At 60.3% G+C, this 18,624-nt stretch carries 23 protein-coding genes; 10 read left to right on the forward strand and 13 right to left on the reverse strand.

Annotated features, from left to right (window positions below; genetic code table 11):
- Positions 1-108: 108 nt before the first annotated feature.
- A complete protein-coding gene (locus ETW24_RS23180) occupies positions 109-1,017 on the reverse strand; it encodes a recombinase family protein (RefSeq protein WP_024099421.1) in 909 nt (302 codons plus the stop codon).
- Between the two features lie 226 nt (positions 1,018-1,243).
- On the opposite strand from ETW24_RS23180, the gene ETW24_RS23185 reads away from it, so the two are divergent.
- Positions 1,244-2,323: a hypothetical protein gene (locus ETW24_RS23185; protein WP_092465192.1), complete on the forward strand. Its 1,080-nt coding sequence runs from the start codon at positions 1,244-1,246 to the stop codon at positions 2,321-2,323.
- 280 nt (positions 2,324-2,603) lie between these two features.
- Here ETW24_RS23185 and ETW24_RS23190 read toward each other — a convergent pair whose 3' ends face one another.
- Positions 2,604-2,798 (reverse strand): hypothetical protein, encoded by a 195-nt coding sequence (locus ETW24_RS23190; RefSeq protein ID WP_123618725.1) that lies wholly within the window; start codon positions 2,796-2,798, stop codon positions 2,604-2,606.
- Positions 2,799-2,901: 103 nt separating this feature from the next.
- Between ETW24_RS23190 and ETW24_RS23195 the strand changes: the two genes are divergently transcribed.
- The gene (locus ETW24_RS23195; protein ID WP_092465193.1) at positions 2,902-3,564 is read left to right on the forward strand and encodes a L,D-transpeptidase; all 663 of its coding nucleotides are present in this window, start codon (positions 2,902-2,904) and stop codon (positions 3,562-3,564) included.
- Between the two features lie 48 nt (positions 3,565-3,612).
- On the opposite strand, the gene ETW24_RS23200 is transcribed toward ETW24_RS23195, so the two are convergent.
- A complete protein-coding gene (locus ETW24_RS23200) occupies positions 3,613-3,897 on the reverse strand; it encodes a hypothetical protein (RefSeq protein ID WP_092465194.1) in 285 nt (94 codons plus the stop codon).
- A 182-nt stretch (positions 3,898-4,079) separates the two neighbouring features.
- Here ETW24_RS23200 and ETW24_RS23205 point away from each other — a divergent pair, with 182 nt between their 5' ends.
- Together ETW24_RS23205 and ETW24_RS23210 are read left to right on the forward strand one after the other, a co-directional pair.
- The gene (locus ETW24_RS23205) at positions 4,080-6,434 is read left to right on the forward strand and encodes a heavy metal translocating P-type ATPase (RefSeq protein WP_092465195.1); all 2,355 of its coding nucleotides are present in this window, start codon (positions 4,080-4,082) and stop codon (positions 6,432-6,434) included.
- Positions 6,435-6,497: 63 nt separating this feature from the next.
- Complete coding sequence (locus ETW24_RS23210) at positions 6,498-7,010, forward strand: L,D-transpeptidase family protein (protein WP_009807972.1); 513 nt, start codon at positions 6,498-6,500, stop codon at positions 7,008-7,010.
- On the opposite strand, the gene lnt is transcribed toward ETW24_RS23210, so the two are convergent.
- Genes lnt through ETW24_RS23260 form a run of 10 tightly spaced genes read right to left on the reverse strand, consistent with a single transcriptional unit; the run spans position 6,991 to position 14,479 of the window.
- On the reverse strand, positions 6,991-8,598 hold the full coding sequence (gene lnt / locus ETW24_RS23215) for an apolipoprotein N-acyltransferase (RefSeq protein WP_102856007.1): 1,608 nt from the start codon (positions 8,596-8,598) through the stop codon (positions 6,991-6,993). The genes ETW24_RS23210 and lnt overlap by 20 nt on opposite strands.
- Complete coding sequence (lspA, locus tag ETW24_RS23220) at positions 8,565-9,023, reverse strand: signal peptidase II (RefSeq protein WP_092465207.1); 459 nt, start codon at positions 9,021-9,023, stop codon at positions 8,565-8,567. The genes lnt and lspA overlap by 34 nt, the downstream gene beginning before the upstream one ends.
- Before the next feature lie 28 nt (positions 9,024-9,051).
- Positions 9,052-9,834 carry a ZIP family metal transporter gene (locus ETW24_RS23225; RefSeq protein ID WP_027238629.1) on the reverse strand — a complete coding sequence of 261 codons (783 nt, stop codon included), beginning with the start codon at positions 9,832-9,834 and terminating at the stop codon, positions 9,052-9,054.
- A 12-nt stretch (positions 9,835-9,846) separates the two neighbouring features.
- Positions 9,847-10,302, reverse strand: coding sequence for a DUF411 domain-containing protein (locus ETW24_RS23230; protein WP_009807976.1), 456 nt, complete (start codon positions 10,300-10,302; stop codon positions 9,847-9,849).
- Between the two features lie 3 nt (positions 10,303-10,305).
- Entirely contained in the window at positions 10,306-11,679 is a 1,374-nt protein-coding gene (locus ETW24_RS23235; RefSeq protein WP_009807977.1) for a M23 family metallopeptidase, read from the reverse strand.
- Positions 11,676-12,302, reverse strand: coding sequence for an SCO family protein (locus ETW24_RS23240; protein ID WP_009807978.1), 627 nt, complete (start codon positions 12,300-12,302; stop codon positions 11,676-11,678). The genes ETW24_RS23235 and ETW24_RS23240 overlap by 4 nt, the downstream gene beginning before the upstream one ends.
- Entirely contained in the window at positions 12,302-12,769 is a 468-nt protein-coding gene (locus ETW24_RS23245) for a copper chaperone PCu(A)C (RefSeq protein ID WP_009807979.1), read from the reverse strand. Before ETW24_RS23245 ends, ETW24_RS23240 begins: the two co-directional genes overlap by 1 nt.
- Before the next feature lie 23 nt (positions 12,770-12,792).
- Complete coding sequence (locus ETW24_RS23250) at positions 12,793-13,452, reverse strand: DsbA family protein (protein ID WP_009807980.1); 660 nt, start codon at positions 13,450-13,452, stop codon at positions 12,793-12,795.
- Entirely contained in the window at positions 13,449-13,871 is a 423-nt protein-coding gene (locus ETW24_RS23255) for a disulfide bond formation protein B (protein WP_009807981.1), read from the reverse strand. Before ETW24_RS23255 ends, ETW24_RS23250 begins: the two co-directional genes overlap by 4 nt.
- Before the next feature lie 5 nt (positions 13,872-13,876).
- Positions 13,877-14,479: an SCO family protein gene (locus ETW24_RS23260; protein ID WP_232617642.1), complete on the reverse strand. Its 603-nt coding sequence runs from the start codon at positions 14,477-14,479 to the stop codon at positions 13,877-13,879.
- A gap of 172 nt (positions 14,480-14,651) precedes the next feature.
- Between ETW24_RS23260 and ETW24_RS23265 the strand changes: the two genes are divergently transcribed.
- From ETW24_RS23265 to ETW24_RS23290, 6 genes are all read left to right on the forward strand, one after another.
- Entirely contained in the window at positions 14,652-15,080 is a 429-nt protein-coding gene (locus tag ETW24_RS23265) for a MerR family transcriptional regulator (protein WP_039965742.1), read from the forward strand.
- A gap of 1 nt (position 15,081) precedes the next feature.
- Complete coding sequence (locus ETW24_RS23270) at positions 15,082-15,408, forward strand: YnfA family protein (RefSeq protein ID WP_009807984.1); 327 nt, start codon at positions 15,082-15,084, stop codon at positions 15,406-15,408.
- Between the two features lie 198 nt (positions 15,409-15,606).
- The gene (locus ETW24_RS23275) at positions 15,607-16,203 is read left to right on the forward strand and encodes a cation transporter (RefSeq protein ID WP_009807985.1); all 597 of its coding nucleotides are present in this window, start codon (positions 15,607-15,609) and stop codon (positions 16,201-16,203) included.
- A gap of 95 nt (positions 16,204-16,298) precedes the next feature.
- Complete coding sequence (locus tag ETW24_RS23280) at positions 16,299-17,054, forward strand: transglutaminase-like domain-containing protein (protein WP_092465208.1); 756 nt, start codon at positions 16,299-16,301, stop codon at positions 17,052-17,054.
- Positions 17,044-17,961 (forward strand): cation diffusion facilitator family transporter, encoded by a 918-nt coding sequence (locus ETW24_RS23285; RefSeq protein WP_009807987.1) that lies wholly within the window; start codon positions 17,044-17,046, stop codon positions 17,959-17,961. The genes ETW24_RS23280 and ETW24_RS23285 overlap by 11 nt, the downstream gene beginning before the upstream one ends.
- Positions 17,958-18,515, forward strand: a complete 558-nt coding sequence (locus ETW24_RS23290) for a methyltransferase family protein (RefSeq protein WP_009807988.1) — start codon at positions 17,958-17,960, stop codon at positions 18,513-18,515. The genes ETW24_RS23285 and ETW24_RS23290 overlap by 4 nt, the downstream gene beginning before the upstream one ends.
- Positions 18,516-18,624 lie beyond the last annotated feature (109 nt).

Consider the following 18,624-nt stretch of genomic DNA (forward strand, 5'->3'; position numbering starts at 1 on the left):
CTACTCTGTTGAGTTGGCATATTAGCAGCTAACCCCAAGCAACTAATGGCACTTTCTGCCTCCTGCGGAGTTTTCTCCCGGTGAAATTTTTTGGATTCGGGTCAGAAGCTACATCTGATTTTGGCTCGATTCGTACGGCATGAGGCCAAGTCGTTCCGCCCGCTCCAACAGCATTTTCACCGAAGACGGCTGCCATCTTGTTCGGCCACGAGGCGTGCGTTCGCGCATCGCTTCCAGCCGGGTGCAGATCGCCTGAAGCGTGATGTCGGGGTCCGCGCCCTTGATGCCGGCGACGATGGCGGGCAGACGGTCGTCGGTTTCGCGGCGCCCGGCGCGGGCTAGCACCTCGGCCGGCAGGAAGCCGTCGCCGACATAGGCCTTCACAGCGCGCAAGAGACGGCTTTGGGTCCAGCGACGCGCCTCGGGCAAGGGGCCGTTGATGATGCGCACCACGTCTTCCCAGGCCAAGTCGGGTCGCAACCGGCGCACATGGGGCACCCAATCTTGTGCCGTCTCGTTCAGACGCTCCATGTAGCCGTCTTGTCGCGCCAGCCGTACTTTGCGAAGAGCAGCAGGGTCTTTGGCCCGCAGTCCAGGGTTCCCGCCGACCCGGCCCTTGGTACGGGCGCTCGCCAGCCCTGCTTTGGTACGTTCCCGGATCAGCGCCCGCTCGAACTCGGCCGCGGCGCCCAGAACCTGCAGCGTGAACTTGCCTTGCGGGGATCCGGTGTCGATCGGGTCCTGAATGGAACGAAAGAACGCCCCCTTGGCCTCCAACCGTTCGATCACCTCGAGAAGGTGCGACAGAGACCGTGCGAGCCGGTCGATCCGTACGACAACCAGCGTGTCGCCCTTGCTAATGCGCTCCAGCAAGCGGGCAAGCACCGGCCGGGCACGATTGCCGCCTGAGGCGTGCTCTTCGAAGATCTCGACGCATCCCGCAGTTTGCAGGGCCTCAGACTGGGGCAGGGGGGTCTGATCCTCTGTGGATACGCGCGCATAGCCTATCAGGGGCATGAAAATCGGCCGTTTGCAATTTCATATACCGTTACTAAACGACCGTTTGTAAACGAATGCAACCGCTCTCTCTGTGGTGCTGCTCATCAAAAACCCCTTGGATTCCATACGCTGAGCGTGATCAGAGAGATCTCGCAGACCACCGCGCGCACGTGCTATATAAGGTGTGTGGGCGCACCCTGACAAAACACTTGGGTAAAATGCAAAAGTGCCGTATTTTGCACATATGAAGCCTCAAGTATCTACACATTATGATAGTTTTGACGATCCTCTAGTGGATTCGGAGGGGCTTGAAGAGACGTCTGAGGACGACCTGTGGTTCCTGCCCGGTCCGATGGAAGTGGAGCCGGATTATCTGCTGCCCGGACCGAGAGCAGAGCTGCGTGAAACCGCAGTCCTCGACGATTGGCGGAAGGCAGAGGCGGTTAATGCCGCGCGTCTCGCCCGTGTGGCTGGTCGGATCGGCGCGTTGGATGACCGGCTGCGCCGTGGCCCGAAAGGCTGGCGGCACAGGCTCGCGCTGATGGAGGCGGCAGACCTCAGCTGGTTTGTGGGTGACCGTATTGGCCCGGATCGGCTGGCGCTCTGGATATCCATGCGCCTGTCCGGCGTGCAGGACAACACTGCAGCGCTCGCGCGTGTCGGATGGGCAGTGCGGCGTCTAACAGGCGGTCCCGGCCCAGAGGTGGACCTGTCCGCCTTCCTCGATCGCCGTGACCCCGAAAACATAGCAGGTGAAGCCGAAACCTTTGCGGATCGCGCGGGCGGTTGGCTTGACCTGATGGCGCAAGCCGTCGACCTGCACCCGATCACACGCGCCTGCATGGGGCTTCACCTCTGGAGCCTTGCGGGCCTCGGGCAACAGGGCGACCGGATGGAAGCGGCGGTTACCGCCGCACGCATTGCCGCCAGCGAAGGCCCGAATTCGAATGGAGGGGCCATCTTTGCGCCTCTGGCTATGCGCGGGGCAGGGGGGCTGCGCGCCAGTGGCCCACCAGCTGAGCGCTTGGAGCGTTGGCTCGAGGGAATGGAAACAGCATGCCTGACCGCGATGCGGCACCTCGACGATATCCAGGCATGGTCAGCGCGGGCGGAAACCATGATGGCCCCGCTCTCTGGCAAGACACCACCAGCATTGCGCGCCGTGCTGGCCGAATGGCCCCTCGTCTCCGCCCCAATGGCCGAGACCCTGACCGGTGCCAGCCGCGCCGCCGTCCAGCGCAACCTCGTCTGGATGGAAGCGCGGGGTTTGATCTGCGAAGTGACCGGGCAGGGCCGGTTCCGGATGTGGCGCACCACGACCTAAGAGATGAGCGTCATCGCTCGGTATCCTGACGGGTGCGTGCCAGTCGGCCAAAGTTCCGGTAGGAGGAGGCAAAGCCCGCCGGAACCTTGGCAATCAAGGTGCTCGAATTTGGAGATACTCCTCGCCAGTGCGCAAGGCCGCTGTGGCCGGCGCTTCCGTGCGGTTGTGCCTTCACCATCTATGATGACTGGTGAAGGCGGCGAGCAAGACGCCCGGTATTTTGGACACTGCGCGGCCCTGTTTGTCGTTGCTGCTTTGCCTGCCCCCGTCACCGTGCAAGTCAAAGTTCACCACACTGCCGTTCGCTGCTCAGGCGAAGCGGGCGATATGGCCTTCCTCCATAGCCAGCTTCGACAGGATCTGACTCTGCAGCAACCGTGGTCTCGGGAACAGGCCGGGTCAGGCTGGGCGGCGCGCCGATCTTTTCGTAGTAGCGGATGGTAAATTGCGGATCACAAGGATCGTGTGTTTTCACGAAAATATGTCCTTGAACCTCTAGCCACTAGAAGTCCTATCTAATCAAAGTGAACAGATACCGTTCTTGCCATAGATTCTGGTGGGAACCGAAAGGGTACGACATGCTGACAAGACGACACTTCATTCAAACAACAACGGCGCTATTCTCCGCGTCTGTTTCCAGCCCCCTGTTGGCCGATACCTGGCCCACCGAGGCACAGAAGGCTGAATGGGACGCGCAAGTCACGCCGCCCGGATTCGATCCGGCCGCGTCAAACCCTTGGGGCCTACACCCGCGCTTTTTGCCCCAACGCGTGATTGCGAAACCCGGGCTCGTGCCAGGAGACATCCATGTCGATGCGGTCGCGCGGTATCTCTATCATATCGAGGAGAGCGGGACCGCAATGCGCTACGGTGTGGCCATTGCCCGGGGCAACCTATACGAGCCTGGGGTCTACACGATCAAACGCAAGGTGAGGTGGCCGCATTGGACACCGACCCAGAACATGATCGAGCGGGATCCGGAAAACGCACGATGGGCCGACGGGATGGAACCCGGCCCCGAAAACGCTTTGGGATCACGAGCCATCTATCTGTACGTCGGAGGCCGCGACACTTATCTTCGAATACACGGCACGCCCTATCCGAGAAGTATCGGCGGTCGAGCCAGTTCGGGTTGCGTGCGGATGGTCATGGCTCACATTAACGAACTTTATCCCAACGTTGAGATCGAATCGACGGCACATTTGTACTCAGCGGAGGACAGTGTCACCGCGCGAAGTTGAGTGTGGTGCGTAGGTCTGAGGCGCGTTGATGCAACGTCTGACGCGTCCTCAAGCTTCGCGTGCCACGCAGATCGGATTACCGTTCGCCGTGCGCAACGGCAGCAGCGTCGTTTCGACCGGCCCGCTGTGTTCGTACCAATAGCAGCCGTCTTCCGGCACGAGGCGCGCGGTTGCAACATCCTGATCCGGAGCAGCCATCGCAACCACGGCTTCGGGAACGTTGCCCGTCTGGTCTGCCGTGTCGTCCGGCCCTGTCGGCTGGATGGCGCATCCTGTCGTGAGCAAAAGCGCCACCGCAACCATCATTTTTTGCTTCAGCATCAAAACCTGCATCGAGTTTCCTTTCTTTTCTGTTTTTCTTCGTATCGGCTTTTTATGCCTCACGCCGTGATTGAGGCTGTCGTCGGACCGTCTAGCAAGAAAACAAACGGAAATACCACCGAACTTTTCTCTTGAAGCTCTAGCTACTGTAGGGGCTATGTCATGACAAAGCACCCGAATCCAGAGGTCCGTTCATGCCGTCCGACACCCACCGCCACGATCACGATCACGCCGAAGACGCCCAGGCAAGCGGCGGCAGTTGCTGTGGTAGCGCCGGAAAGTGCGGCGACATCGCACCGACGACTCCCGCGCCAACCGGCGGGCGCAGTTTTCAGGTGTCTGGCCTCGATTGCGCCGAGGAGGTCGCGATCTTGAATAAGGTAATCGGCCCGCAGATCGGCGGGGCCGAGCATCTCGCGTTCGATGTAATCAACGGGAGGATGACCATTCTCGACAGCGCAAAGAGTGTATCGGACGACGAAGTTGCGGAACTTGTCGCGAGCACCGGCATGACGGCGAAGCCGTGGAATGCCGAGAACGCGTCGGTCGACCAAGCGGCCCATCTTGCACGACAGCGGCTGTTTACGGCTCTCAGCGGCGGCTTCTGGGCGGCGGGTTTTCTCTGGCACATCGTCGAGACCGGTATGGGGGGGGCGCTCGGCCTCTTCGCGGGGCACGGCGAAGCGCCGATGCCGCTGGCCGAGGCAGGGCTTTTTGCAGTTGCTATCCTATTCGGCGTTTGGCTTGTGGCACCGAAGGCATGGTCGTCCGCACGTCGGCTGTCGCCCGACATGAACCTGCTGATGGTTGTCGCAGTCGCCGGAGCCATCGGGCTCGGTGAATTCTTCGAGGCAGCGACAGTGGCTTTTTTCTTTTCGCTGTCCCTCTTTCTCGAAAGCTGGAGCGTTGGGCGCGCGCGGAACGCTGTGTCGGCGCTCCTGGATCTTGCGCCACCTACGGCGCGCGTGATCCACGATGACGGAAGCGAGACCGACATGCCGGCGGTGCAAGTCGCCGTAGGCTCAAGCTTTATTGTACGCGGTGGCGACCGTATCCCGCTCGACGGCGAGGTGACGGGTGGCGCGGGCGCGGTCGACCAGGCGCCGATCACCGGCGAAAGTGCCTTGATACCCAAAGAGGCCGGAGACGAGGTCTATGCGGGCACGATCAACGGCGAAGGTACACTAACTGTGCGCGCCACGAAGGTCGCCTCGGATACCGTCTTGGCCAAGATCATCCGCATGGTCGGCGACGCCCATGCCCGCCGCGCGCCGGTGGAACAGTGGGTGGCAAAGTTCGCCCGCATCTACACGCCTATCGTCATGGCTCTCGCCGTCGCAATTGCGCTACTGCCGCCGCTTATCTTCGGCGGAGCCTGGGATTACTGGTTCTACAATGCCCTCGTGCTGCTGGTGATCGCTTGCCCATGCGCTCTGGTCATCTCGACCCCTGTCTCCATCGTCGCAGCGCTCACCGCTTCGGCGCGGGCGGGCGTCCTCATCAAGGGCGGTGCCTATGTAGAGGCGCCGGGCAGGACCACGGCGCTGGCCATGGACAAGACCGGCACAATCACCATGGGTCAGCCGGAAGTGGCGGCGGTGCACCCGCTGGGCGGGGCTTCAGCACAAGATCTGATGACCCTCGCCGCAGGGCTGGAGGCACGTTCGTCGCACCCTTTGGCGCGTGCCATTCTCGCGCGGGCGGAGGCCGACGGCGTCAAGGTGTCCGCCGCAGAGGATACCCGCACCATTCCCGGCAGGGGACTTGAAGGACGCACCGACGGACGGTCCATCTGGCTGGGGTCGGACCGGTTTGCCGAGGAGAAGGGTTTCGGCGACGCCATTCCGAAGGATCTGCGGGAGCGGATCGAAGGCGCCGGCAGCACCCTTGTCGCTGTCGGCGATGAATCCGGCGTGACGGGCATTCTTGAACTGCGCGATCGCATCCGCCCTGATGCCAAGGGCATCGTGGCGCAACTTCACGCGCAAGGCGTGAAAACCATCGTTATGCTGACCGGTGACAACGAGCGAACAGCGCGCGCCGTTGCCGCCGAGGTCGGTATCGACGAGGTGCGCGCTGAGCTTCTGCCCGAAGACAAGGTGACAGCCATCGAAGAACTGGTCAAAACTCATGACATGGTTGCCATGATCGGCGACGGGGTGAACGATGCACCCGCAATGGCGCGCGCGCATTATGCCATCGCGATGGGTGCGGTTGGTTCTGACGCGGCAATCGAGACGGCGGACATTGCCCTTATGACCGACGACCTCGGCAAGGTGCCTTGGCTGATCGGTCATTCGCGCCGGACAATGTCGATTATCCATCAGAACATCGGTATTTCCTTGGCGACCAAGGGAGTTTTCGTTGTCGCTACCGCGTTCGGAATGGCATCGATGTGGGGCGCTATTGCAGCCGACGTGGGTGTGTCATTGCTGGTGGTGGCGAACGCCCTGCGCCTGCTCAACAGCCAAGAGGCCAAGGCACCGCCGTCCGGTGGCGAGCAGGTTGGGCCACAGATCGCAAAGGCCGCGCTTGCCCACGGACATTGATCACGCGGCATTTGCAAGGTAACATTATTTCCATATCAGACCTCACGAAAGAGGCATCGAGCAGTGAAAACCATCCGATTTCCCCGCCGCGCCGTCCTGTTGGGTGGCTTAGCGGCCTTTTTGTCGGGCTGTGCCGGCAAGTTCCGCAGCTATGACGGACCCGAAGTGACGCGACTTCGGCTCTACAAGGGACAGCGTTTGCTTGTTCTCGACGGATCCGATCGCGTGCTGCAAACCTATCCGATCGGGCTGGGCTTCGCTCCTCAGGGTCACAAGCAATTCGAGGGAGACGGTCGGACCCCGGAGGGCACCTACATAGTCGATAAGCGCAACCCTGAAAGTACGTATCATCTTTCAGTTGGCATCTCTTATCCAAATGAGGCCGACATCGCCTTTGCCGCAGCGCAGGGCCTTTCCCCCGGCGGCGACATCTTCATCCATGGTGGTCCACGCCCCGGCATCGACCCGACGGACATCCGCGACTGGACAGCTGGCTGCATCGCAGTCACAGATCGGCAGATCGAGGACATCTATGCAATGGTGAAGGACGGAACGCCTATCCACATCTTTGCATGACGGTCTTTCTCATGCGGCGGTAGTTAGCCGTCGCATTGGCCGCCAGAGCCCAGCTCCACGAAGCCAAGATGAGCGCCAGCAACATCCAGTCCCCGAAAAGCGCATATGGCGTAGGCGGCTGCGCTGAGGGAAGATCAGCGTCGATGATGCCCCTTTCCCCTGTATCGAGCCGCGCAATGATCTCTCCGTTCGCGTCGATGACCGCAGAGATGCCCGTATTCGCGGCTCGGATGACAGGAAGGCCTTCCTCTACGGCGCGCATACGTGCGGAAGCCAGATGCTGCTCGGGTCCGATGCTGGTTCCAAACCAGGAATCGTTCGTCGCGTTAAAAATCCAGTCGGGTCGGAACATGTCGTCGACCACATGGCCCGGGAAAATGATCTCATAGCAGATCGCCACGGCGACCAGCGGCATACCCGGAAGCGCAAGGGTGCGCGGACCCGGTCCGGGCGTAAAATCGCCCAGCCCCGCCGTCAGCCGCTCGATCGGCAACCAGCCGCGGAATGGCACGTATTCGCCAAAGGGCACGAGATGGTGTTTCGCGTATCCGGTCAGGATCTCATTGGTATCGTCAAAAGCCTGGACGGTGTTGAAATATCGGGTGCCATCCTCGCTCAGTACACGGTCCGGCACTCCGGTTAGCAGCACGCTGCCGTCCGGTAGCGCAGCGGCAATGCGGGCCCGCGCCTGGGCATCCTCATCGAGGAACCCGGGAAAGGCGGTTTCCGGCCAGAGAAGAACGTCGAAATCGCCGGGCTGGGTTGAAAGCTCGAGATAGAGCGCGAAGGTCGCCTCGCGGTTCTCGGGCGCCCATTTCTCCTCTTGGGGAACGTTGCCCTGAACGATGCGCAGGTCGACATCCGGTGGCTGTGGTGCATCCGACTGGAGGCGAAGCGTGCCGACGGCCCACATCGTCACGATGCCGGCCAGCGGCATTAGCGAGATGATCAATCGTTGTCGCCCGACCGCCATGAGAGCCGCGCCGGGGAGTGCCGCTACGAACACGGTGAGAAAGCTTAGCCCATAACTTCCCACCCAGGCGGCGGGCTGGCGAAGGGCGGCGTAATCGACCAGAGCGTAGCCGGCGAGGTTCCACGGAAAACCTGTCAGAACGTGACCGCGCAACCACTCGGCCGCGGTCCAGGAGGTCGCGAACAGGAGGCAGGCCAGGAGACTGCCCATGGCTCCGCGCCGCGCGATTTCGACGAAGAGCACGGCGGCAATGGCCGGGAAAATCGCGAGACCTGCGGACAATCCCGCGACGGCCGGGGTCGCCAGCGCCCCGAAACGCTCGGGTTCGACGTAGAAACTTTCCGCGATCCACGAAATCCCGAAACCGAACTGGCCGAGACCAAACGCCCAGCCGACGAGAAAAGCACGCCCGAAGGAGAGGTCGCGAAGACCGACAAACAACGCAGAATAGGCAACGGGAACAAGAAGGAGAATCGAGAAAGGCGGGAAGGTTAGAACGGTCAGCGGCCCGGCGGCGAAACCAAGCGTCATCCGCGAGAGCAGACGTTTGCGCAGAGCGAAGCAGTTCAGAATTGCCGGCTTCACGACTTGATCGGACGCCGCGCACTGATCCAGGGTGCGGCGAGCAAGAGCCCCACGCCACTGACGACAAACACATCGGCCATGTTGAAGGCAGGCCAATGCGTTGAGTTGATGTAGAAATCCAGGAAGTCCGTTACAGCCCGATACCGCACACGATCAATGACATTGCCCGAGGCTCCACCGATGATCGCTCCGTAAGCGAGCGTTTCAACCGCATTTTCGGCGCGAAACAGCATAACCCCCAGCCAGCCGCAGATGGCAAGAGCGAGAGCTATGAGGCTCCACCATGGTGCGCCGCCAAGTAATCCGAAAGTGACGCCATCATTGCGATAAAAGACAAGGTTAAAACCTGGAAACACGGCGATTCCAGTGCTTAAAGAGGCCGCATTCGCCACAACAATGGCTTTTGTGATCTGATCGATTACGAAAGCGGCAAGCGCCGCAAAAATGCCGATCACCGGAGATAGTTTATGCACTGGCATTGCGTCACCCCAACCAAACATCGAGAAAAAGCATCAAAACGAGCCCGACGGCCAAGCCGAGCGTTGCCTTGTTCTGATGGCCGCTGCGATGGGTTTCGGGGATGATTTCGTGGCTGATGACATAAAGCATGGCGCCTGCGGCAAAGGCCAAGCCCCATGGCAGCAGCGGTTCCGACAGTGTGATGATGCCGGCCCCGAGCAAACCGCCAATCGGCTCGACCATTCCCGTTAGCGCGGCGATGCCCCAGGCGCGCAGCTTCGGATATCCTTCGCCCAACAGGGATACCGCAACGGCCAGCCCTTCAGGCGCATTCTGAAGCCCGATGCCGATGGCGAGTGGCAGACCGCCTTCCATACCTCCGGAACCGAAGCCAACTCCGACCGCGAGGCCTTCCGGGAAGTTGTGGATCGTGATTGCGATGATGAACAGCCAGACCCGCCGTAAGGACGCCGCTTCGGGCCCTTCGCGTCCCGTTCTGAAATGCTCGTGCGGCAGCCTTTCATTCATCAATGCAACGGCCCCCATGCCCAAAAGGATCGAGACGCAAACGATGGCCGCAGGCATCGCGCCGTTCTCGAACATCGGCTCCGCCGCATCCAACGCCGGGATGATCAGAGAAAAGAACGAGGCTGAGAGCATGACGCCGGCAGCGAAGCCGAGCGACAGATCGCGCGTCGCCCGCGACGGGATGCGCCCGAACAGCACGGGAATTGCTCCGACTGCCGTGAGCGATCCGGCGGCAAGGCTTCCGAGAAAGCCGAGCATTATCGGAGACAGGTTTTCCATAAGCGGGCCAGATTATCCTTCGGCGTAGCTTGAAAAGACTTCGGTCGACCCGTCCTCGCGGATGAGGAAGACATCATAAGCTTCACGGTTTTCTTCCGGCCCCATGCCGGGCGAGCCATAGGGCATTCCCGGAACGGCGAGGCCGACGGCGTCCGGGCGTTCCTCAAGAAGGCGGCGGATATCAGCGGCCGGGACATGGCCTTCAATCACGTAGCCCTCTATGAGCGCGGTATGGCAGGAGACCATGCGCTGCGGCACGCCGTTGTCGAGCTTGAAACGAACCAGCGACCCGCCAAACATGTTCTCGCCCGTCGGCGCGAATCCGTTTTCCTCGAGATGGTTCATCCAGGACAGGCAGCAGCCGCATCCGTTGGTCTTGCGGACGTCTATCGCTGTTGCCTCTGCGAGGGCCTGGGCCGCCGGGAACAGGGCGAGCGCGATGGTCAGAGCTTGGGTCATGCGTTTCATGGGTCAGAGCCTTTCGGTTGTCGTCTGGGCAATTTCGCTGTCAAGGTTTTCAGTCAGAAGCGCGCGCGCCTCGGTCAGACGCAACAGCGCGGCGGTATCATCCACCTCGTTCTCTGCGGCTTCGGCGAGCCTGTCGTCAGAGAGAGGGTCAGTCGGACGCCCATCTACGAGGACTTCGTAGTGCAGGTTGGGACCTGTCGCTGTGCCGGTTGCGCCAACGCGGCCGATCACATCTCCCGCCGCCACGCGTTGGCCCTGTGTTAGGCCCTCCGACACGGCGCTGAGATGCGCGTAGCGCGTCATGGTCTCGGAGCCATGGGAGATTTCGACCACGCGTCCATAACCGCCTCGCCAGCCGATGAAGCTGACCCGGCCCGGTGCCGTCGTCCGTACCGGCGTCCCGCTTGCCGCGGCAAAATCGACGCCGGTGTGCATCCGGACGTTTCCGTAGACAGGATGTGTGCGGCGCCCGAACACCGAGCTGAGGCGCGCGCCCTCGACTGGCTGTGCAAAGACGCGAAGCACCTCGCCATCGACGTAGATCGTCGCCTGACCGCTGCCGTCGTCCGGCCAAACGATCTCGTAAAGCGAATCGCCGATTTCCAGTGCGGCGAAGGCGAGGTCCGGCTGTCCGATCTTGTCATCGCCGACGCGCGTCTCGCGCCAGAGAAGCCTTAGTGTCTCGCCTCCAGCCATCTCACGGCGGAAATCCACGGTTCCACCCAGCATTTGCGCAAGGTCCACGGCAAATCGGGCGGGGATGCCGGCATTGTCGAGTGCCGCGAAGATCGAGGTGTCGATCACGGCCTCCCCAGCAAGGGTTACGATCTCCGGATCCGGCGCCACGACCTGCGTGGACACCTGCTCGCCAAAAAGCACCTCGATCCGCACCCCGTCCTCGACGGCGAGCGAGACGGTGCGGGGGCTGCCATCCATAGTCGAAACAACAGTGACCGAATTCCCCGGCCGCAACCGTCGCAGATCGTATTCCGCGCCAAGTGCAAGGGCGACTTCCGCCCTGTCGGCTCCCGCAAGACCGGCTTCGGAAAGCAAGGAGTCGAGCGTTTCACCAGAAGAGATGTCGCGAGACCAAGTCAACAGGGGCGGTTCGATGGCCTGCATCGGCCTGTCAACAACAGCGGCCTGCAGCAGGGGCAAGGGGCCGAAGCCGGGTGTATCTTCCACCCACGCCGTAGCTGGCAGCGACAACGGAATATCCAGGCTCCGGGGAGCTTCAGGACGCTGGGGCATCCAGCTACCTGCCTGGGCAAGTTCTGGCGGCACGGGTTCTTTCGACAGAACATCGAAGAATGCGATAGCCGCCCCCGAAACGGTCCCCGCAAGCGCGACACCTGCCGCAAAAGTTCTGAGCCTCATGTCGCTCCCTCCGTTTCTTCTTCCAACGCGCGGCGGATCTTCGGTACCGCGAATTCCCTCGGTTCATGATAGTCAATCATGGTGACGAACCGTCCAGCGGCACCGAACAGGAAGACGCTGGCCGTGTGGTTCATCGTGTAGTCGCCGCCTTCCGTGGGCACCCGCTCGTAGGCAGCGCGGAAGCCGTCCGCGATGCGCGCAATCTGCCCCTCCGGTCCCGTCCAGCCGCGGATCGCTGGGTGGAAATAACTGACATATTCTGCCATCGCCTCGACGGTATCGCGCTCGGGATCGACCGTGATGAAAACCACGTTCAACTGTTTGGCTTCGTCTCCTAAATCGTCGAGCCAACCTGAAATGTCCGAGAGCGTGGTCGGGCAGACATCGGGGCAGTAAGTGAAACCGAAGAACGCCATCGTCGGTCGCCCGATCAGGGTTTCCGGCCCGACCTCGTTGCCTTCATGGTCAGTCAGGCGGAAATCCATCTCGGTCAGAGCCATAGGCCGCTGCTCGATAGGTTCGGGCGCACCGGGTCCGTCGACCCGCCACCAACCGACGAAGAGCGTCAAGGCAATTGCACCGGCACCGGCCGCGCCGTATCCTGCGATCGTCCTTCGTCGCATTAGTCTTCCGGTCCGCGTGCGGCGATGCCAAGGATCGGCACCTCGACTGTCACCTCGCCCCCGTCGACAAAAAGTAGGGTCAGCGGAAAGGTTTCCCCTTCCGTCATGGGTTGTTGTAGCCGCATCAACATCGCGTGGAGGCCGCCCGGCTCAAGCGCGACGCTCTCGCCCGGGGCGATCGCGATCTCACCTGCCGCGCTCATGGAACTCACACCTTCGGCATTGGTCTTCGTCTCGTGGATCTCGGGCATCATCGCGAGGGGTGTTGAAAGACCAATCAGCGTCACCGGCTCGTCGCCAGTGTTGCGGATCGTCATGTAGGCGGCCCCGGGGCGGTTCATCCCTATGGAGGCGCGGGACCAGGCGCTTTCGACGACGACATCCACGGGTCCGGCCAGTGCGGGTACTGAGAGCCCTCCAAAGGTCAAGAGCGCGGCCAGTGTGCCCGTCATAATAATCTTTTTCATCGTTTTGGTCCTGCCTTTTCCATTCAGCTTTGCACGGCAGCAACTTCCGCGGCCACTAATCGACGCAGTTCTGCCTCCCCGAATGGATCGAGCGACTTGCCGTTTACAAAGAAAGTAGGAGTCTGGCGAACTCCCACGGTTTCGACGTCCGCACGATCCTGATTCAGGATCGCAACGACATCCGGTGCCAGCATTTGCGTGCGCGCGGCCTCTGCATCGAGTCCGGCAGTGGCGGCGATCTGGAGGATCAGACCGGGCTCAGGCGCGCCGTGCGACGCCCATCTCGGCTGATCCCGCAGAACGGCTTCGAGCACCGGCTCGTAAACGCCTTGCATGCGTGCTGCCTCGAGCACGCGGATCGCTTCCTCGGATGCCTCGCCATGAAACGCGGTGTAGCGGATAACGACGCGGACGGCATCTCCATGCTGTGCCATGATGTCCTTCACGATCGGATGGAAGGCGCGGCAAGCCTCGCAGGCCGGGTCAAAGAATTCGACAATCGTGACGGGCGCGTCGGCAGGTCCGAGGATGGGCGAGTAAGAGCGGATCATCGCGTCCGCGAGTTCCGGCGCAACGGTTTTTGCTTCGGCCGCGGGGCCGGGGCGAGTCGCGTACCAAGTGGCTCCGCCGAAACCGGCAACGCCGAGGGCGAGAACGGACAGGATTAAGCCGCGTCGATTCATGTTTGTGTTTCCTTCAATGAAAGTGCCGACAGGAACCCGATCAGTGCGAAGGCGACCAGCGCCATCAGCGGGATCGGAATGCCGAAGACCAATTGGTTATCATCGGTGCAAGAGGGGCCGGTGGCCGTGCAGGGCTGGATGCGTTCGGGGATCAGGCCCGCGTAGAGGCCCATGTGCCACAGGGCGACCACGCCACCACCAAGCGCCAGAGCGATGCCATAGCGCCCGACGCTGCCGTCTCGCCACCAAAGGCCGAGGCCGAGAATGATCGCGAGCGGGAACATGAAGGCGCGCTGGAACCAGCACAGCACGCAGGGTGTCTGCCCCATCACTTCGCCGATGAAAAGTACAGCAAGCGAGGCGACGAGGGCAACGATCCATGCCAGCCCGAGGGCGGTTTCTGCGGGTACGCGGTTCATGTCGGTCAGATCCTCTCTTCCAGATCGGCGAGAATCTCTTCAGCGGACGTGCCATAGGGCCATGAGTCTGCAAAGCCTGCCTCGGGGTCGAATAGAAACAGATGTGACGTGTGGCCCATTGTGTAGCCATCCGGAGCTGTAGCCTCTTCGATGCGTTCAAAGAAGATCGGAAACGTTTCGGATGTAGCGGCGATCTGTTCGGGCGTACCTGTCAGCCCGATGATGTTCGCATCGAACAGCGGAACGAATTCGGCGAGTGCCATGGGCGTGTCCCGTTCGGGGTCGATGGTTATGAAAATCGGCTGGACCCTCGCGGCATTGTCGCCCAGACCGTCCATCACCGCCGCGACCTCAGACAGTGTCGTCGGGCAGACATCGGGGCAGTTGCTGAAGCCGAAAAATACCAACATCCAACGCCCCGAAAAGTCTTCTTCCGTGCGAACCACACCTTGGTGGTCCGTCAATTCGAATGCAGCGACAAACGCTGGATCGTTGTCGGTTCGGGCGCGGTCAGCGCGATAGTCCGACCAGAGCAAAAGCCATACGAAGGCAAGCGACGCGACGCCTGCCAAAACCCAAAGAAATTTCTGTGCCGATGTAAGGGACAAACCTGCGCGCCTGATTTTGGTTCTTGATTATTGTCGCGTTTACATCCTCTAGCTACTAGAGGTTCAAGCGCGAAATCACGTTGTGGCTTAAACTCACGCGTCTGTGAATCCGGCACTTGTCTATTGGGGCGGCAAAACCTACAAAGACTGTAACTTTTTCATGGAGGCGAAGATGCTCACGATCGGCACTCTGTCAAAGAAGACCGGCACAAAGGTGCAGACCATTCGGTACTACGAGCAGATCGGGCTCATGCCCGAACCTGGCCGGACTGAAGGCGGACAGAGGCGCTATGACAACGCACAGCTCGACCGACTGTCCTTCATCCGCCATTCGCGACAACTCGGCTTCTCGCTTGATGCGATCCGCGAGCTGCTCGACCTCAGCGACCAGCCCAATCGGCCCTGCGAAGAAGCCGACGCGATTGCGCGTCGCCAGCTAAAGCAGGTGGAGCAGCGCATGGCCCGTCTGAAGGCGCTGCGCACCGAACTGAAACGCATGGTTCACGAATGCAGCGGTGGACGTACTGCCGATTGCAAGGTGCTTGAGGTGTTGCGGGATCATTCCGAATGTTTGACCGAACATGACGAGATCGGCGCCTGAGATGCCTGCCGCGCTTGCATACCCGCTTGCGGCCTTGGCCGAGATCGCCGGGTGTTTCGCGATCTGGAGCTGGTGGCGCCTCGGCGCATCCGCGGCTTGGCTCGTACCCGGTATTGTAGCCTTGGTGGTATTCGGGTGGCTTCTGGCGCAAGTCGAAACGGTTGCTGCGGGCCGCGCCTTTGCCGCCTATGGCGGAGTCTACATTGCGGCTTCGGTACTGTGGATGTGGCTTGCAGAGGGTCACAGACCGGACAGGTGGGATGCGCTTGGCACAGCCGTTTGCTTGCTCGGCGCAGCTATAATACTGGCCGCGCCACGAACCAATTGAACTTTATGGTTTGAACTTGAAACCGTCTCAAATCGCGATCTCATCGCCCCATAAAAAGGGCTATGCTCTGCATTGGTTGGGGCGCCTGCCTGAAAGCTCCCGACGGTCGTACGTGGAACTGACCATCAATAATCAATCCGGAACCCTGATCTGCCAGAGAGGTTGAAAGATCATAGTTCACAAATTGGAATGGGAAGTATGGCGGCAGAAAAACGAGCAGAAAGACGCACACTTTGGATCGTTCTCGGTCTCAATATCAGTCTTGCTGCGGCCTTTTTCGCAACTGGGACCTTCGGGGATTCCAGTGCCCTGATCGCCAACGGGCTCGACAACCTTTCAGACAGCTTGGTCTACGCAATCAGTCTGTTTGCATTGTCGCGGTCTGCGAAATGGAAACGTGGCGCGGCGAATGTCTCGGGCGGCCTGCTGATCGTGTTCGCCATCGGGATCCTTTATGATGCTTGGCGCCGCTATGTCGGTGGGTCGGATCCCCTTGGCACCGTTATGATCGTCATGGCGCTGATCGCGGCGGCCATCAACTCAGTTTGTGTCTGGTTGCTCGCTCGGCTCAAAGATCCGGACGTCAACATCCGCGCGGCCAATACTTTCAGCTGGAACGACTTTGCGGCAAACCTCGGAATCGTAGTCGCAGGTGGCCTCGTTGCCTGGCTGGGAACGAACTGGCCCGACCTAGTCGTCGGTGTGATTATCGCCGGGATCGCGGCCTGGGGCGGTGTCAATATCCTACGCGACGCACACGGTGAACACCACAAAGCAGTTCACACGGACAAGTAGTTGCGAGAGATCGTTTCTAAAAGAAGGGGTTGAAGCTACAGTAACTATAGAGACTAGTCTGTTCCAAGACGATTCGAGGAGCGACTCCGTTGCAGATAACCAACCCCCTACTTGCACCCACCAAACTACTGGATTTTGATGCCGCGCCTCTTGCGCATCTAATAGAGAGCCGCAGCTGGCGCGACTTATCCGAATACGATCGGATCGGAGCTGCCTATGATTTCGTTCGAAATGAAATTGCGTTCGGATACAATCGAGCTGACGACATCCCCGCATCCGAGGTACTTTCCGACGGCTACGGGCAGTGCAATACGAAAGGCACGCTCTTAATGGCGCTGCTGCGTGGTGTTGGCGTTCGTTGCCGGTTGCATGGGTTTACGATCCACAAAGGCTTGCAGCGCGGTGTTGTCCCAGAGTTGGTGTATCCGCTTGCTCCAGAGGAAATTCTCCACTCGTGGGTAGAGATCGAATTTCAAGGGGCCTGGATCAACCTTGAAGGCTTCATCCTGGATGACGCTTTCTTCGAAGTCCTGCAAAGATCGTTCTCGGACACGGACAGTCTCTGCGGTTATGGCGCGGGCACGGATTGCCTTGGCGCGCCTCCCGTCGCCTGGAACGGAGAAGATACCTACATTCAGAAAACCGGCATCGTGCAAGATTTCGGCGTGTACGATACGCCCGACGCCTTCTATTTGTCCCATGAGCAATCCTTTGGAAGGCTGCGTGGTGCCCTTTACCGTCATATAATACGCCACTGGATGAATGCGCGCGTACGTGGTTTCCGCAGCGGCCGCCTGAAGACTGACCGACGCGCGACACACGCGCATGAGGAGCCTGCCAATGCCGCATGATCACGGGCACGCGAATATCGATCCGAATTCTGGGGATCGACGGGTTGCGATCGCGATCTGGGCGAATGGGCTACTTACTGTTGCGCAAATCGTCGGGGGCATATTGTCGGGCAGTCTAGCACTTATCGCCGATGCGCTGCACAACTTTTCCGATATGGCCTCGCTTGTCATTGCCTTCGCCGCGCGCAAGATCGCGCGCCGCCCGGCCGATGAGCGCATGACTTTCGGCTATGGCCGGGTCGAAATCGTCGCTGCCCTGATCAACTACACCACCCTGATCGTGATCGGCTTCTACCTGATCTACGAAGGTGGCATGCGCATGATTGATCCACCCGAAGTCATGGGGTGGACCGTCGTCATTCTCGGTGGAATTGCGCTTGTGGTCGACACGCTGACCGCAATGCTGACCTATTCGATGCAGAAGGGGAGCGTGAACATCCGCGCGCTGTTTCTCCACAACCTTTCGGACGCGTTGGCTTCAGTGGCCGTCATAGTCGGCGGGACGCTCATTATACTTTATGATATGCGTTGGGTGGATCCGGCCATCACCATCGGCATCGCGCTCTACATCCTGTATCTGTCCTTCACCGAAATAGGGGCCCCAATTCGAACCCTGATGCTTGGGAGCCCACCAGATATTGATGGAAATGACGTGGTCAGAGCGATCCAGATTGTCGATGGCGTTGTGGACGTGCATCATGTCCACCTGTGGCAAATGCAGGAGAACGCTGCGGCATTGGACTGCCATATTGTTGTCGAACGCGACCGGATGGGTGAGGCCGACAAAATTAAAGAAAACGTCAAATCGGTGCTGCATGAACGTTTCTCAATCGAGCATTCCACGCTTGAATTCGAAGCGACCGACAATGCGCATCAGGAGGCGCAGGTGTTCGGACACCGCTCATGACGATTGCCCAAGGCATACTAGTGGTCGTAGGCCTGCTGTCCGGTCTGGTTTTGATTGGTGCGCTCCTTTGGTCGATCGTCCGCCCGTCCAAGCGCATCTGGCCTCCAAACAGAGAGCATTCAGTCATACCAATCATTGCATGGGGCCTCACATTGGCCGTGTTTGGGGCGGTGATCGGTTTGGGCATCGTGGATTGGAAATCCGCTTCTATGCCCAACGCGCTCCGTTGGGCAGTCGGGCCGTTCTTGATCGCAATCGGAAATCTGATCGCCTGGTGGGGGGCATTCATCATTGGACTGAAAGCCACCAGTGGGGTGAGAGACGAGCTGATCACTTCGGGTCTCTACCGTTTCTCTCGGAATCCGCAGTATCTTGCCGACATGGCCATCCTAATAGGTTTGGGTCTTCTCTTCGCCTCACCTTGGGTTTGGCCTGTCGTCATCGTTGGAGTTGCCGCGCTGGCCCTTGCCCCGCTCGCAGAAGAGCCATGGCTGTGCGAACAATACGGCACCAAGTATCGCAACTATTGCGCTGAAACACGTAGATATCTCTAGTCTCGCCGCCTCACGAGAACGTCATCAATTTTCGGTTGAAGCTCTAGCAGCTAGAGGTCGTATCCGTTCATCAACAAAAGGGCGAGGCAAAGTATATTACTGATTCAAA

Origin of the sequence: Leisingera sp. NJS204 (genome assembly GCF_004123675.1) — a bacterium.
Lineage (GTDB): Bacteria > Pseudomonadota > Alphaproteobacteria > Rhodobacterales > Rhodobacteraceae > Leisingera.